This is a genomic window from Nonomuraea indica, assembly GCF_002850745.1.
GTDB lineage: Bacteria > Actinomycetota > Actinomycetes > Streptosporangiales > Streptosporangiaceae > Nonomuraea > Nonomuraea indica.
In genome coordinates this window covers 851,204-865,328 of record NZ_KZ559466.1, presented here as the reverse complement: position 1 = coordinate 865,328, position 14,125 = coordinate 851,204, and the positions used below count along the sequence as shown (strand labels likewise).

At 75.0% G+C, this 14,125-nt stretch carries 11 protein-coding genes; 4 read left to right on the top strand and 7 right to left on the bottom strand.

The window, feature by feature from the left end; all coding sequences use genetic code 11:
* On the bottom strand, positions 1-204 hold a 204-nt coding region (locus CXR44_RS40605; protein ID WP_245898813.1), incomplete at its 3' end, for a hypothetical protein.
* Positions 205-262: 58 nt separating this feature from the next.
* Between CXR44_RS40605 and CXR44_RS04045 the strand changes: the two genes are divergently transcribed.
* Entirely contained in the window at positions 263-1,576 is a 1,314-nt protein-coding gene (locus tag CXR44_RS04045; RefSeq protein WP_101783429.1) for a ComEC/Rec2 family competence protein, read from the top strand.
* Positions 1,577-1,966: 390 nt separating this feature from the next.
* Here the strand turns inward: CXR44_RS04045 and CXR44_RS04040 are convergent, their stop codons facing one another.
* Positions 1,967-2,545, bottom strand: a complete 579-nt coding sequence (locus tag CXR44_RS04040; protein WP_101783535.1) for a TetR/AcrR family transcriptional regulator — start codon at positions 2,543-2,545, stop codon at positions 1,967-1,969.
* A gap of 76 nt (positions 2,546-2,621) precedes the next feature.
* Between CXR44_RS04040 and CXR44_RS04035 the strand changes: the two genes are divergently transcribed.
* Both CXR44_RS04035 and holA read left to right on the top strand, forming a co-directional pair.
* On the top strand, positions 2,622-3,620 hold the full coding sequence (locus CXR44_RS04035) for an alpha/beta hydrolase (protein ID WP_101783428.1): 999 nt from the start codon (positions 2,622-2,624) through the stop codon (positions 3,618-3,620).
* A gap of 168 nt (positions 3,621-3,788) precedes the next feature.
* Positions 3,789-4,772: a DNA polymerase III subunit delta gene (gene holA / locus CXR44_RS04030; RefSeq protein WP_101783427.1), complete on the top strand. Its 984-nt coding sequence runs from the start codon at positions 3,789-3,791 to the stop codon at positions 4,770-4,772.
* Between the two features lie 27 nt (positions 4,773-4,799).
* Here holA and CXR44_RS04025 read toward each other — a convergent pair whose 3' ends face one another.
* Positions 4,800-5,336 (bottom strand): MarR family winged helix-turn-helix transcriptional regulator, encoded by a 537-nt coding sequence (locus CXR44_RS04025; protein WP_219601652.1) that lies wholly within the window; start codon positions 5,334-5,336, stop codon positions 4,800-4,802.
* Positions 5,337-5,404: 68 nt separating this feature from the next.
* Here CXR44_RS04025 and CXR44_RS04020 point away from each other — a divergent pair, with 68 nt between their 5' ends.
* Positions 5,405-6,646, top strand: a complete 1,242-nt coding sequence (locus tag CXR44_RS04020) for an MFS transporter (protein ID WP_101783425.1) — start codon at positions 5,405-5,407, stop codon at positions 6,644-6,646.
* Here the strand turns inward: CXR44_RS04020 and CXR44_RS04015 are convergent.
* From CXR44_RS04015 to CXR44_RS04000, 4 genes are read right to left on the bottom strand one after another with little or no spacing between them, the layout of a single operon-like run.
* Positions 6,600-7,301 carry an ABC transporter ATP-binding protein gene (locus CXR44_RS04015; protein WP_101783424.1) on the bottom strand — a complete coding sequence of 234 codons (702 nt, stop codon included), beginning with the start codon at positions 7,299-7,301 and terminating at the stop codon, positions 6,600-6,602. The two genes, CXR44_RS04020 and CXR44_RS04015, sit on opposite strands and share 47 nt — an antisense overlap.
* Positions 7,291-8,229, bottom strand: a complete 939-nt coding sequence (locus CXR44_RS04010; protein WP_101783423.1) for an ABC transporter ATP-binding protein — start codon at positions 8,227-8,229, stop codon at positions 7,291-7,293. Before CXR44_RS04010 ends, CXR44_RS04015 begins: the two co-directional genes overlap by 11 nt.
* Positions 8,226-10,841, bottom strand: a complete 2,616-nt coding sequence (locus CXR44_RS04005; RefSeq protein ID WP_101783422.1) for an ABC transporter permease family protein — start codon at positions 10,839-10,841, stop codon at positions 8,226-8,228. Before CXR44_RS04005 ends, CXR44_RS04010 begins: the two co-directional genes overlap by 4 nt.
* Positions 10,838-13,924: an ABC transporter permease gene (locus CXR44_RS04000; RefSeq protein ID WP_144069849.1), complete on the bottom strand. Its 3,087-nt coding sequence runs from the start codon at positions 13,922-13,924 to the stop codon at positions 10,838-10,840. Before CXR44_RS04000 ends, CXR44_RS04005 begins: the two co-directional genes overlap by 4 nt.
* Positions 13,925-14,125 lie beyond the last annotated feature (201 nt).

Below are 14,125 nucleotides of genomic sequence, written 5' to 3'. Positions count from 1 at the left end.
CCTCGCCGCGCCAGGGCCCACCACCACGCCCGGGCCCACCACCACGCCCGGGCCCACCACCACGCCCGGGCCCACCACCACGCCCGGGCCCACCACCACGCTCGGGTCGGTCGCCGCGCATGGGCTCCTCACCACGCACGGGCCCGCCACCCTGGACGGGTTGGCTGCCACGGACAGGTCGGCCACTGTGGATGGGCTGGCCACCAGCATCCCCTCCCCTCACGCTGTCGGCACCGCGGGCGCAGCCATCGGAGCGGGCACCATGCGCACCACCGCCGATCCCCCTCCTGCCACCCCCGACCGGCCCCGACCAGAAAGGCGAAGGTGGGGCCGGTTGCCTCGGTGGGTGGCCGAGGCGGTGGCGGTCCCGGCGGCGGCGCAGGCAGCGGTGACCCCGCTCCTGGTGCTCATGTCCGGAGAGCTCTCCTTGGTGGCCGTTCCGGCGAACCTGCTCGCGGGGCCCGCCGTGGCACCGGCGACCCTGCTCGGGTTCGGCGCCGCCCTGGTGGCTCCGCTCTGGCCGGAGGCAGCGCAGCTGATCGTCGTCCCGGCCGGCTACGCGGTGGGATGGATCATCACGGTCGCCCGGTGGGCCGTGAGCCTCCCGCTCGCGATCGTCCCGTGGCAGGGCGGCGTCGCGGGGCTGGCGCTGCTCGCCGTGGTGGCAGGAGTGACCGTGGTCGTGCTGAGACGCCGCGCCTCGAGGGCCGTGGTGCTGACGCTGGCGGGCGGGGCGCTGGTGGCGGTGCTGCTCGTACGGCCCGTCGTGTCGTCCTGGCCGCCGAAGGCATGGCTGATGGTGGCGTGCGACGTCGGCCAGGGCGACGGCCTGGTGATAGCGGCGGGCCCGGGGAGGGGCGTGGTGGTCGACGCCGGGCCCGATCCGGTCACGATGGACCGGTGTCTGCGGCGTCTCGGGGTGACGGACGTACCGTTGGTGATCCTCACGCACCCGCACGCGGACCACGTGGACGGGCTCCCGGGCGTCATCCGGGGCAGGCGCGTGGGGGCGGTCGTCGTCAGCCCGCACCCCGCCGCCACCCGACATGCCTCCGGCCCTCACCACTCCTCGCGCCTGTCGGCGGAGCTGAGCCGGCGTCGCATCCCCCAGTGGACCGCCTCCCCAGGCGGCCAGTGGCGGCTAGGGCCGTCCGAAGTGACGGTCCTGGCCCCCGACCTCTCGGAGGGCGACATGCACGGTCAGGGGGAGGGGAGCGCGGCCAACAACTCCAGCGTCGTGGTCCACGTACGCTGGCGGGCCGGCTCGGCCCTCCTCAGCGGCGACATCGAGACGGAGGCCCAACGCGCCCTGCTCGGCGGCGACCTCCCGCGAGCCGACATCCTGAAGGTTCCGCACCACGGCTCACCGAGGCAGGACCCAGCCTTCTTCTCGGCCGTCGCACCCCGAGCCGCCCTCATCAGCGTGGGGGCCGACAACGACTACGGCCACCCGGCCAGGGCCACGGTCGCGATCCTCCACCGCCTCGGCGCCCGCGTCTACCGCACGGACCTCTCGGGCGACCTGGCGGTGGTCGAGCACGAGGGCCGCCTCGCCGTCCTCACGCGGGGACGGTAGCGCTGCGGACGCCAGAGCACAGGAAGGGAACGCGCCGTTGGAGGGCTGGGAAGGGGTTCGGCGGTGCGGGAGGGGCTGCACCGCCGCCGTGAGTTAGGCCCACGCCGGCGACCCGGGGCACAACGACTCGCGCAGCCAGGCGCGAATTGGCCTGAGAGGTCGTCGTGTCCGGACGGGGTACGGCTCCGGTGCGATGCTTCATCGCCGGGACGCCGGGACGCCGGGACGCCGGGACGCCGGCGATCCGGATCCGGATCGCCGGATCCGGATCGCCGGGTCGGCGCGGCGGCGGGAACAGGGCGACGTTCATCCGAACCTCTCCGCATGAAGGTGTCGGACTGCGGAGCGGCGCGCTGTGGTGGCCGGCGCTGCTCGACGTTCCGGCGGGTTCTAGGTCAGGTCGGCGTCGCCGCCGAAGTGCGGCAGGACCATCTGGACCAGCTCGGCGACGTCGGAGTCGACCATCGGCACGCCCGTCATGCCCAGCCTGTGGAGCAGCGTGCCGACGACGACGTCGATGAAGAACAGGACCCGGTTCTCCGGCTCGCCGAGCGCGTCCTGGAGCGCCAGGCGGTACGGGTCCTGCAACCGCGCGGACAGGACCTCGCGCAGAGCCGGATCGCTGATGGCGTCGCTGAACACACCCGCGAACGCGTCGCCCACCCCGGGCTCGCCGATCTTCGCCGCGATCCAGTGGATGGCCGAGGACATGAGCTCGGACCGGCTGGTGCCCTGCAGCGGCACCGGGCCGAACGCGTCGAGGAGGCAGTCCACGATCAGCGCGCCCTTCGACGGCCAGCGACGGTAGATCGTCGTCTTGGCGACCCCGGCCGCTGCGGCGATGCGGTCGACGGTGGCGCGCGCGTAGCCGAGCTCGTGAACCGTGCTCAGCGTGGCGGCGAAGACCACGTCGTTGACGCCGGAGCGGGGGCGACCGGGGGGCCGGGCGGAGGTGGTCGCTGGGGTCATGTCCACACGATAACCCATTGCGCTACCATAGGTATCGATACTTGAGGTAGCGAAATTAGAGAGCTGAGGAGGAGACATGAGCGACGAGACCGGCACGGAGCGGCCGCCGCTGGGCATCCGGTTGCTGCATGCCGTGGGGAAGGAGCCGGACGTGCTGGCGATGACGGCCGAGGAACTGGTCGCCTTCCGCGACGCGGTGAACCGCAAGCGCTCGTCGCCTATGGCGCGGCTGATCACCGGGTTTCCGGACCGCGGCGCCACGATCGAGTGGCGGGAGGTGGCGCTGCCCGATCGGGAGCTCCGGGTCCGGGTGTACCGGCCCTCATTGGGGCGCGGCGACGGCGCCGACCGGGCCGGCCTGCCACTCGTCCTCCATGTGCACGGAGGCGGGTTCGTGGGCACCGCGGTGCAGAGCGACTGGGTGAACAGCCACCTCGCCGCGCGGCTGCCGGCAGTCGTCGTCTCGGTCGAACATCGCCTCCTCGACCCGGAGACCCCGCTGCCGGCGGTCGTCGACGACGGGTGGGACGTGCTCCGGCACGTGCTGGAACACGCCGCTCGGTGGGGCGTGGACGCGGCGCGGACCGCGGTCTTCGGTGAGAGCACGGGCTCCATCGTCACCGCCCTGGCCGCGATCCGCGCCAGGCGGTCCGGCCTGCCCCTGCGGGCGCAGGTGCTGGTCAACCCCGCTGTGGACCTGACCTCGGCGGGTTTCGAGTACGCCTCCATGAGGCGGCACGCGCACAGCCCGACCCTCACCATGACGCAGATGCGGTTGTTCCAGCGGCTCGCCGTTCCGGAAGGGGCGGATCCTCGTGCGGTGTCGCCGCTGCATGCCGACGACCTGGGCGGGCTGGCCCCGGCGCTCGTGGTGGTGCCGACCGTCGATCCGGTGGCCGATCACGGCCGCCGCTATGCCGAACGACTGCGGGCGGCCGGAACACTCGCGCGGCTGGTCGAGTATCCCGGAGCGACGCACGCGTTCCTCAGCATGCCGGGCGTGGTGCCGCAGGCGAAAGCCGCGCGGGCGGAGATCGCCGAGTTCCTGCGAGGGGCCCTGACGGGTCTCGCCTGAGCCGCCGATCGCCCCGGGACAGCCGGTCGCCCGGGCGGGGGGTGAGGGAGGGCATCCGCACCTGAGCGCACGGTGGCCGGCCGCACCCACCCGAGGCACTCCCCGGCGCCGGGCATGGCACAGCGGCGTCGGCGCCGTTCGAGTACGCGGCCACGGGGCGGGCATGGCATGCTGCTGGGCATGGCGGGAACCGAACCAGCGCCCGTGACCTTGGTCGTGGGAGACGAGGAACTGCTGGCCGAGCGGGCGGTCCGTGGCGTCGTGGAGGCGGCGCGGGCGGCCGGAGCGGGAGCGGAGACGCACGACCTCGTCGGCGCGAAAGTGGGGCAGGGGGAGCTGACGCAGCTCACCTCGCCTTCTCTGTTCGGCGACCGCTCGGTGGTGGTGATCCGGTCGGCGCAGGACCTGCCGAAGGAGGTCATCGCCGAGGTCGTCGCCTATGCCGCGCGCCCGTCCGAGGACACCGTCCTCGTGCTCGCGCATCCCGGCGGGGCGAAGGGCAAGGCGCTCGTCGACGGCCTGAAGAAGGCCAAGGCGCACGTCGTCACCGTCAGCAAGGTGACCAAGGCGGGCGAACGGCTCGACTTCATCAGGGGCGAGTTCAAGCGGGCCGGACGGTCGATCGCGCCGGACGCGGCCCAGGCGCTGCTGGACGCGGTGGGCAACGACCTGCGGGAGCTGGCGGCGGCGTGCAGCCAGCTGATGTTCGACACCGAGGACAAGACGGTGGGCGTGGCGGCCGTGGCCCGCTATCACAAGGGCCGGGCGGAGGTCACCGGGTTCAACGTGGCGGACGCGGCGATCGAGGGGCGGCTCGCCGAAGCCCTGGAGCAGTTGCGGTGGGCGCTCGGCACCGGGGTCGCCCCCGTGCTGCTGGTGAGCGCGCTGGCGGGCGGGCTGCGGTCCGTCGCCAAGGTCGGCGGGGCGCCGCGCAACCTTCGCGGCGGGCAGCTCGCCAGCCATCTGGGCATGCCGCCGTGGAAGGTCGACCGGGTCAGGCGGCAGCTGAACGGCTGGGGCCCGGCGGGGCTGTCCCGCGCGATCCAGGCGGTCGCCGACGCCGACGAGCAGGTCAAGGGCGGCGGCGCCGACCCGGCGTACGCCCTGGAGCACGCCGTCCAGGTGATCGTGGCGAGCCGGACGGGGCGCTGATCCTCCGTCCTGCCGCCCGGGGCGCGTTCAGCTCGGGCGGCCGGTCTTCCGGACGGGCGGCGCGCTCGCCCGGGAAGGCCCGGGGGACGACTCCACCCGGGCCAGCATGCGCTTCAGCAGGCCGTTGAGCAGCTCCTGGTCGGCCGGGTCGAGAGCGGCGACCATCTGCGCCTCGGCCTCCGCCCGCACCGTCATCGCCGCCGTCCACAGCTCGCGCCCCTTGTCGGTGAGCTCCACGTCGACGCGGCGCCGGTCGTCCGTGCCGCGCACCCTTCTGACGAGCTGCGCCCGCTCCAGTGTGTCGAGACGCCCCGTCATGCCTGCGGGCGACAGCAGCAGCTCTGCGGCCAGCTCCGAGGGCGTGGCCGAGCCGTCGCGGGCCACCAGCCGGTGCATCGTCTCGAACTCGAACTCCTGCAGGCCGGCCTCCGCCAGCACCGCCTCCTTGGTGTGGGCCAGGTGCTTCACCAGGAGTTGCATGCGGGTGACGACGCCCTCCACCAGCTCGTCGAACGGAGCTTTGCCGCGCCAGCGGGCCAGATGGCGATCGACCGAGTCTTCCACCCGGCAGATCATACGCCCCGAGGTATTTTGTTGACGAAGTATTAGCTGGCGAAATAGTGTCTCCCGGCATGATGACCCGCCTGCTGATCGGGCGTGCCCTTTCGGCTCTCGCCACGGCCCTGATCCCCACCACCCTCACCCTCGCGGTCCTTCGCACGACCGGCGGCGCCGAGGCGCTCGGCCTCGTGCTGGCCTGCGAGCTGGTGCCCCTGCTGCTGTTGCTGCCGGTCGGCGGGGTGCTGGCCGATCGGCTCCGGCCGGAGCGCGTCGTCCTGCTCGCCGACCTGGTGCGCTGCCTGGCCCAGACGGCCATCGGCGTGCAGCTGCTCGCGGGCGTGCCGCGGGTGGCGGACCTGGCGGTCTTGTCCGCGGTGTCGGGGGTGGCGATCGCGTTCGGCATGCCGGCCGTGCCCAGGCTGGTGGCGGGCGCGGTGCCGGGGCCCGACCGGCTGCGGGCCAACGCCCGCATCGGCGTGGCCACCAGCCTGTCCGGCGTGATCGCCCCGGCGCTGGCGGGGGCGATCACGCTGGCGGCGGGACCGGCCTGGGCGGCGCTGCTGACCGGGACGGTGTACGCCTGCTCCGCCCTGACCCTCGGCGGGATCCGCACGGCCAGGCGACCCCAGCAGGGTCACCGGGGGACGCCGACGTTCGGCCGGGACCTGGCCGACGGCTGGCGGGAGGTCAGGAGCCGCCCGTGGTTCTTCCGGAGCGTCCTCGGCCACGGGGTCTGGCACTTCGCCGCCGGCCTGTTCCTGACGCTCGGCCCGCTCACCGTGGTCCAGCGGCTCGGCGGCGAGGCCGCGTGGGTGCTGATCGTGCAGTGCGGCACGGTGGGCCTGGTCGCGGGGGTCTTCGCCGCGCCCCGGCTGCCGATCCGCAGGCCCATCGTCGCGGTGCAGGTCGCCGCGGCCCTCTACCTGGCGCCGATGGCGGCACTGGCCGTGCCGGGCCCGGCCTGGACGATCGCGGCCGCGTACGCCGTGGCGATGTTCGGGCTCGGGGTGCTCAGCCCCCTCTGGGAGACGGTCGTCGCGCATGAGGTGCCGGAGGGCGCGCTGGGGCGGGTGCGCTCGTTCGACCAGCTCATCTCGTTCGCCGCGCGGCCGCTGGGATTCGCCGTGGCGGTGCCGCTGGCGGGCGTGACGGGTACGACGGGCCTGCTGCTGGCGGGCGGCGTCCTGGTCGCCGTCGCCAACCTCGCCGCGGTCGCCGGCCGTGCGGGGGCCGACGGCGGTGCTGGGGCCGCCCAGCCGGCGTCCGTCAGGACTCCTGAAGGACGGCGGCCTCGTGGAGGACGCCGTCGCTGATCTCCAGCACGCGGTCGGCCAGCGTCATGAGGCCCGGGTCGTGCGTGGCGACCAGGGCCGTGACGCCCTCGCTGCGGACCAGGGCGCGCAGCAGCTGCATGATCTGGCGGCCCGTCTGCGAGTCGAGCTGCCCCGTCGGCTCGTCGGCCACGAGCAGCCGGGGCCGGTTGGCCAGCGCGCGGGCGATGGCCACGCGCTGGCGCTGCCCGCCCGACAGCTCGTACGGCCGCTGGTTGGCGTGCTGTTCCAGCCCCACGAGCGCGAGCAGCATGCGCACCCGCTCCTCCCGCGCGCCGGACGGCGTGCGGGTGAGCCGCATCGGCACGCCGACGTTCTCCGCCGCCGACAGCACCGGGATCAGCCCGAACGACTGGAACACGAACCCGACCACGTCCCGGCGCAGCGCCACCAGGGCGTCCTCCGCCAGAGCGGTGACGTCCTGGCCGGCCACCACCACCCGCCCGGCGTCCGGCCGGTCGAGGCCGCCGATCTGGTTGAGCAGCGTCGTCTTGCCCGAGCCGGACCGGCCCCGGACGGCGACCAGCTCGCCGGGGTACGCCTCGAACGTCACCTGCCGCAACGCCACCACCTCCTTCGGGCCGCTGCGGTAGACCTTGCGCAGGCCCTCGACGACGACCAACGGCTCACTGCTCATCGGAGGGCTCCTCTCGGACCGGCCAGACGCCGATGTGGTCGGATTCGAGTTCGAGACGTACCCGGCGTTCCATGTCCAGCGCGTTCATGAAGTCGCGGGGCAGCTGCAGGCGGCCGACGCGGTCGAGCACGGCGTACTCCTCGGCCACGATCTGCCCCTCGGCCCCCTCGCGGCGCAGCGTCTCGCTGCTGGTGCGCCCGTCCCGGATGCCGATGGTGCGGTCCACCTGCTCCGACACCAGCGGGTCGTGGGTGACGATGACCACGGTGACGCCCAGCTCGCGGTTGGCCGTGCGCAGCGCCTCGAACACCTCCTCGGAGGTGTCGCTGTCGAGCTCGCCCGTCGGCTCGTCGGCCAGGATGAGCCGGGGCTCGTTGGCCAGGGCGACGGCGATGGCCACCCGCTGCTGTTCGCCACCGGACAGCTCCGCCGGCCTGCGCCCGGCGCGGGAGCCGACGCCGAGCAGCTCCAGCAGCCGCGCCGCGCGTTCGCCGCGGGCCGCCCGGCCGGAGACGCGGCCCGCCAGCTTGATCGGCAGCTCGACGTTCTCCCGCGCGGTCAGGTACGGCAGCAGATTGCGCGCGGTCTGCTGCCAGATGAACCCCACCACCTCCCGCCGGTAGCGCAGCCGGTCCTTGGCCGTCATGGACAGCAGGTCCATGCCCGCCACCCGGGCCACCCCCGCGGTGGGGACGTCGAGCCCGGACAGGACGTTCAGCAGCGTCGACTTGCCCGATCCGGACGCGCCGACGATCGCGACCAGCTCGCCCTCCCGCACGACCAGGTCGAGGCCCTGCAGCGCCACCACCTCGACGCCCTCGGTCTTGTAGATGCGGACGAGGTTGTCGCAGACGATGTGGGCGTCGCCGCCGAAGACGGTCTTCGGCGCGCTGGCCCGGGCTTCCAGCTCGGACAGGGTCGGGTTCACACGAGCTCCCCTGCTCGCAGGGCCGCGCCGGGAGCGCGGCGACGGCTGATGACGGTGTGGGCGTACGCGCCGAGGGCGGCGACGGCGGCCAGCCCGGCGGCGAGCAGGGCCGGTGTGACCAGGCCGGGGCTGTAGCCGGCGACGGCGACGCCGCCGGCGTAGGCGGACAGGTCGACGCCCGGCCCGAGCGCGGCCGGCAGGCCGAGCCCGAGGGCCAGCCCGACCAGCGCCGTGACGAGGATCATCGGCAGGATCTCCAGCATGGTCAGGCCCCGCGCCTGCCGTTCCGTCAGCCCGAGCGGCCGCAGGAACGTCAGCGCCCGCGCCCGGTCGGCCGCGCCGAGCACGAGGGCGACCACGACGGCGACGAGCGCGTACCCGGCCAGCGCCACGGTCGTGACGAGCAGCACCACCCGGACGGTGCCGGTGAGCGGGGCGTTCTCGATCGCGGCCAGCGCCGCGGCCTGCGACGTCACCTGGGCGCGCGGCTGGCCGACCGCCCGCGCGACCGCCCGGGGGTCGGCGTCGCCCCTGATGAGCAGGGTGTTCACCGCCGCCCGCTCGTTGATCTCGTACGGCACGACGAGGAACTTGCCGCGGGCGAAGAACCCGGGCACGGCGGTGACGACGCCCCGCTCGGTGACCTTGACGCGGGTCTGCCAGCCCACCTCGAGCGTGCCCCGCCCGCGCAGCTCGGGGGAGACCAGCGCCGGGACACCGGAGCCGGCGGCGGGCATGGCGGGCACGGAGACGGGGGCGCCGTCGAGCACCCGCCGCCACCGGCCCAGGTCGACCGCGATGACCTCCGCCCGTTCGCCGCCGTAGCCGAGCTGCACCGAGGCGGTCTGCGCGGGCACCACCAGCTCCACGCCCGGCACCGCGCCGACCCGCGCGACGGCGTCGGCGGGCAGCTCCACGGGGGAGGTCACCCGGAGGGACGCCCCGGTGTCCTGCCAGGACGCCAGCCGCTGGGTCCCGGCGATGCCGTCGGCGATGACGGAGGCGAACACCGACACCGCCAGCGCGGGCAGCAGGATGAGCACCGGCAGCACGCTGCCGGACCGGGCGCGCGCCGCCCGGGTCAGCCCCAGGAACGGCACGGCTCGCCGCCCGCGGGCCGCGAGCCGGACGATCAGGCGCAGCGGGTAGGGGTAGCAGCGGATGGTGACCAGCGCGGCGGCCACCGTCAGGGCGAGCGGCACGACCAGCAGGAACGGGTCGTCACCGGCGGTCCCGGCAGCCAGGCCGCGGGTGCGCAGCAGGTACGCGCCGCCGAGCGCGAGCCCCACGACGAGCACCTCCAGCGTGATCCGTCCGGCCGACGGGCGGGCGGCGGCCACGTCGTCGCGCCGCTCCCGCAGCGGCGCCCGGTGCGCCAGCGCCGTCCGCACGGCGGCGAAGCCCACGGCGGCGCCGCACACCAGCGCCGGTCCCGCGTGGACGATCGGCAGCACCGGCCCCGGCACCAGCCACGACAGCGCGTACCCGGCCGGCGCGGCGGGCACCACGGCGAGCGCGACCAGGGCCGCGCCGGTGCCGGCGACCTGGCGCAGCGAGCCGCCGCGCGCCCGCGCCAGGGTGAGCGCCTCCCCGGCCCGGTCGGTCAGCAGGTGCACGGCGAGCATGATGACGCCCACCGACACGGCCAGCAGGCCGCCCAGCACCAGGAACATCACGGTCCGTGCGGTGGACAGCGCCGCCAGGAAGCCGGTCAGCAGCTGCGGCAGGCCGGTCTCCAGGCGGTACTGGCTGCCACCGCCCGGCTGGAGGCCCACCACCCGGCCGTAGGCGGTGACCGCGCCGGTCAGCTCGGACACGCCGAGCGAGGTGGGCGCCCCGGGGTCGACCGGGAGGACCCAGCTGTAGCGGAGGTTGCGGCCCTCGCCGCTGAGCGCGGTCAGGCCGGCGTCGGAGATCAGGGCGGTGGTGTGCCGCTCCAGGTCCAGCTTGCCCGGGGGCTGGACCTCGGTGACGCGCAGGATGTCCGGGTGGTGGCTCCAGTAGCGGTCGGCGGGGTCCGCGGCGGCGAACAGGCCCACGACCCTGACGGCGACGTGGTCGCTCTCGCCGAGGACGCGCAGGTCGCCGACCCGGAGCCGCATCTTGTCGCGGGCCTCCTCGGTGACGGCCACCTCGAACACCGTGATCGTCGTGCCCTGGTGGTTCATGGTGCCCGGCGCGCCCGGCGCCCTGCCCTCGGTCCAGCGGACCCGCCGGCCGGCGTCCGACAGCCAGCCGAGGTTCACGTACGTCATCCCGCCCGACCCCCGCACGGGGGTGCCCCACGTCTTGGCGCTCATGTGGCCCGTGCCCGTGCCGGCCGGGAGCACCAGCCCTCGGAGCGGATCGGGCAGGATCGAGCGGAACCGCTGGTCGCGGGCGGCGAACTGGGAGGGTTCGCGCAGGTCCTCCTGGCGGGACCGGGACTCCACCCGTACGGCCAGATCGACCTGGCTCGCCGTCGCCCCCCGTAACGACTGGTGCAGCGCGGCGTCGAACGAGCCCTGGACGAGCCGGGGCAGTCCGGCGAGCAGCACGCACGCGCTCAGCGTGAGCAGGGCGAGCACGGCCAGGGCGCCGAGATGGACTCGGGCCAGCGCGAGAATCTTCACTGGAGCTCCCCGATGCCGATCAGTTCCTGCCCGCGAAGCCGCCGGGCCAGCACGGCCACCACGGCGAACAGCACGACTGCCACCGATGCCAGCAGCGCGGCGGTCGCCGCCCACGGGATGGCGAGCAGCACGTCCGGTGTCACGGCCGACGCCTGGCCGGTCAGCACGATGTGCGGCACGATCAGGACGCCCACCACGACGGCGAGTGCGGTGCCGGCGAGCAGGGACAGCCCGATGACGAACGCCTGCTCCACGGCGAGCAGTCCGAAGACCTGCCGCGAGCTGACACCGAGCGCCCGCAGGATCGTGAACTCCGCCGTCCGCTCCCGGGTGGCGACCGCGGCGTTCACCAGGAACCCGAGCACCGCGAACACGATCGCCGCCAGGAACCCCAGAGCGAGTGCGCCCTGCAGGCCGCCCGCGAGCGGGTCGTCGCGCAGCCGCGAGGTCAGCTCGTTCCGGTCGACGGTGGAGACGTCCCAGGCCGGATGCCGGGCCAGGACCGCGAGCGCCGGCCCGGTGTCGCCGCCGTCCCCGACGGCGAGCCACCACTCGGTCGCGGGCCGGGGCAGCTGCCCCGCGGCCAGGCCGTGCGCCTGCAGCGCGGCCCAGTCGGCGAGCACGGCCTGCTGGTCGGCGGCCGTGGTCGGCATCCGCTCGACGATGCCCGCCACCTCCACGTCGACGGGCCGCCGGTCCACGCTGATCCGGGTCACCTGGCCCTGCGACAGGTCCAGCGAGCGGGCCAGGGCGGCGGTGAGCACCACGGGCAGCGGCCCCGGCCGCTGCGACGGCGCGAACGTGGCGGCGACCGGGTCCACGCCCTCGGCCCGCAGAGTGAGCGGCGCGGTGAGCGCCTGCCTGCCGCCGGCGCTCACGCCGGTCACCGTGACGTTCGCCGTGCCGCTCACGGGCGGGTCGGCGAGGACGCCGCGCAGCGACACCGGGTAGGTGATCGTCCCGCTCCGGCCGGCCAGCGCGGACAGGTCCACGTCGACGCTGTCGTCGCCCGGGCGCAGCGTCCCCAGGGGCAGGTCGCGCCACACGCCGAGCCCGTCGGAGATCACCAGCCGCAGCGGCGTGCTCGTGTCGGTGCGCGCCTCCACCGTCAGCGTCGCCGGCCTGCCCGGCAGCTCCACGGCCCCCGGTCCGGCGCCGGTCCGGACGCCGTCCGGGCGCAGCGCCCGCCCCAGCTCCTCGACGCCGCGCTCGGACAGGTCGGAGCGCAGGTGGAGCAGCGAGCCGAGCCGCGCGGCGTCGAGCCCGAGCAGGACCGCGTCGTCGCCGCCGAAGTCCACCTGCCCGCGGAAGGCGGGGGAGACGGCCGTGACGCCGGGCAGCGCGGCGAACGCCGAGCCGCGGCCGAGCGCGCCGAGCTCGGGGCCGTCCGGCGGCCCGGACACGCGCAGGTCGGCGCCCACCTGGTGGCGCGCCTGGTCCTCCTGGGAGGCGCGCCAGGTGGCGGCCGTCGCCATCGACACGATGCCGATCGCCACGGCCATGGTCAGCAGCAGCGCGGGCCCCGCGTACCGGAGCGGCCGACGGCTCACCTGCCAGGCGCCGAGGGCCGGGGCCAGCGAAGGCCGCCGGGAGGTGATCCGTTCGGCCAGCCGGGACACCCGCGGCACCAGGCGCAGCCCCAGCATGCCGCCGGTGAGCAGCGCCAGCGCGGGACCGGAGACGATGAGCGGGTCGATGCCGAGGTCGCCGGAGGCGGTGGCGGTGACCGGCGACCCGTAGTGCCGCAGCTGCCAGACGGCCAGCGCGGCGACGGCCAGCAGCGCGAGGTCCGCCCCCGCGCGCTCGGCCAGGCCGCGCCCGCCGCCGCGGCCGCGCGCCGACTGCTCCTGCACGTACGTACGGCGGGCGCCCGCCAGCGCGGGCAGCGTCAGCAGCACGGCCGATGCCGACGCCACGCCGAACGAGACCAGGAAAGCCCCCAGATCGACGGCCGGGGCCAGCCGCACCCCCGACGCCTCGATCCACGGCAGCGAGCCGACCAGCGCGAGCAGCGGCGGGCCGAGGAACGGCGCGACGACCGCAGACGGGACCGCCACGAGCAGGGCCTCCCCGCCGGCCAGCGCCGCCAGGCGCAGGGTGCCGGCGCCGCGCGAGCGCAGCAGCGCCACCTCCATGCGGCGGTGGTCGGCGAGCAGCCGCGCGGTCAGCATGAGCGCGTACGCCGCCAGCAGCAGAAGCTGGAGCACCGGGATGAGCATGGTGGACCGGGCGACGAGCGAGGCCGTGCCGAGCTGGGTCAGCATCTCGGGCAGGCGGCTGTCGGCGGTGCAGGAGGGGCAGCCGTTCGCCTTCAGCTCGGCGCGCAGCGCGGCCACCCGGGCGGCGAACGGGCGCAGCTCCTCGGGCGCCAGCGCCCGCAGGTCGGGCACCGCCGTCCAGGTGGCGTTGACGTTCGTGGCGAACCGGGCGAGGAACGTCTCGCGCGGCACCATCAGCGGCCCGTACGTGGTGAACTCGCCCACGTCGACTCCCCGGGCGAGCAGCTGCTCGCCGGCCCAGCGGTCGCCGAACGGGTCGCCGAGCTGGAAGACGCCCGAGATCCGCACGGTGACGGGGGTGCCGTCCAGCCGTCCCTCGGTGACGAACTCCTGCCCGGCCTTCCAGCCCGCCGCCGACGCGGCCGGCAGGGACACCGCCGCCTCCACGACCGCGCCCGCGCCGGCGGGGCGGGGCCAGGAGCCGGCGATCAGCCGGGCGTGCCGGTCGAGGCCGTCGTAGGCGCCGAAGCGGAGCAGGCCGGGCCGCTTGCGGCGTTCCTGGCCGGGCAGCACGTACGAGTCGGAGCGGAAGCTCGTGGTGACGGTGGCCGGCGCGCCGCCGTAGGCGTGGCCGAACCGGGCGCGCACGGCCTGGTCGAGGCGGGGGAAGGTGCCGGCCGTGACGGGGGCCGAGACGGTGGCGGCAACCTGGCGCAGCGAGGCCGTCTCCATGGTGCGGCGCACGCCCGCCTCGGCGATCGAGGAGGCGTACATGGTCAGTGCGACGAGCGTGGTCGTCGCCAGGAGGACCGACCCCAGGGCCGCCAGCAGCAGGAGTGGCTCGCTGAGTGCGCGTTTGACCACCCACGGTCCTCGCATATGTGACCCCCTCGACCCCGTTGAGTGCACCTTTGAGCATGCTCCGGCGGGGAGCAAGATGACCTTGGGAAGGGTGACGGAGCCGATACGTGCAGGCGACGTGGATGTGATATCGAAACTGTTACACAGGTCGAGGGAGTGGCCCTGGCCGGGGGAAACGAAAACGCCGCACCCCGAGAACGGGAG

What these genes read in the sequence shown, in the direction of transcription:
- holA (WP_101783427.1), top strand. Translation starts at nt 3,789, where the DNA reads ATGCTGCTGGGCATGGCGGGAACCGAACCAGCGCCCGTGACCTTGGTC.
- CXR44_RS04045 (WP_101783429.1), top strand. Translation starts at nt 263, where the DNA reads ATGCGCACCACCGCCGATCCCCCTCCTGCCACCCCCGACCGGCCCCGA.
- CXR44_RS04020 (WP_101783425.1), top strand. Translation starts at nt 5,405, where the DNA reads ATGATGACCCGCCTGCTGATCGGGCGTGCCCTTTCGGCTCTCGCCACG.
- CXR44_RS04015 (WP_101783424.1), bottom strand. Translation starts at nt 7,301, where the DNA reads ATGAGCAGTGAGCCGTTGGTCGTCGTCGAGGGCCTGCGCAAGGTCTAC.
- CXR44_RS04040 (WP_101783535.1), bottom strand. Translation starts at nt 2,545, where the DNA reads ATGACCCCAGCGACCACCTCCGCCCGGCCCCCCGGTCGCCCCCGCTCC.
- CXR44_RS04035 (WP_101783428.1), top strand. Translation starts at nt 2,622, where the DNA reads ATGAGCGACGAGACCGGCACGGAGCGGCCGCCGCTGGGCATCCGGTTG.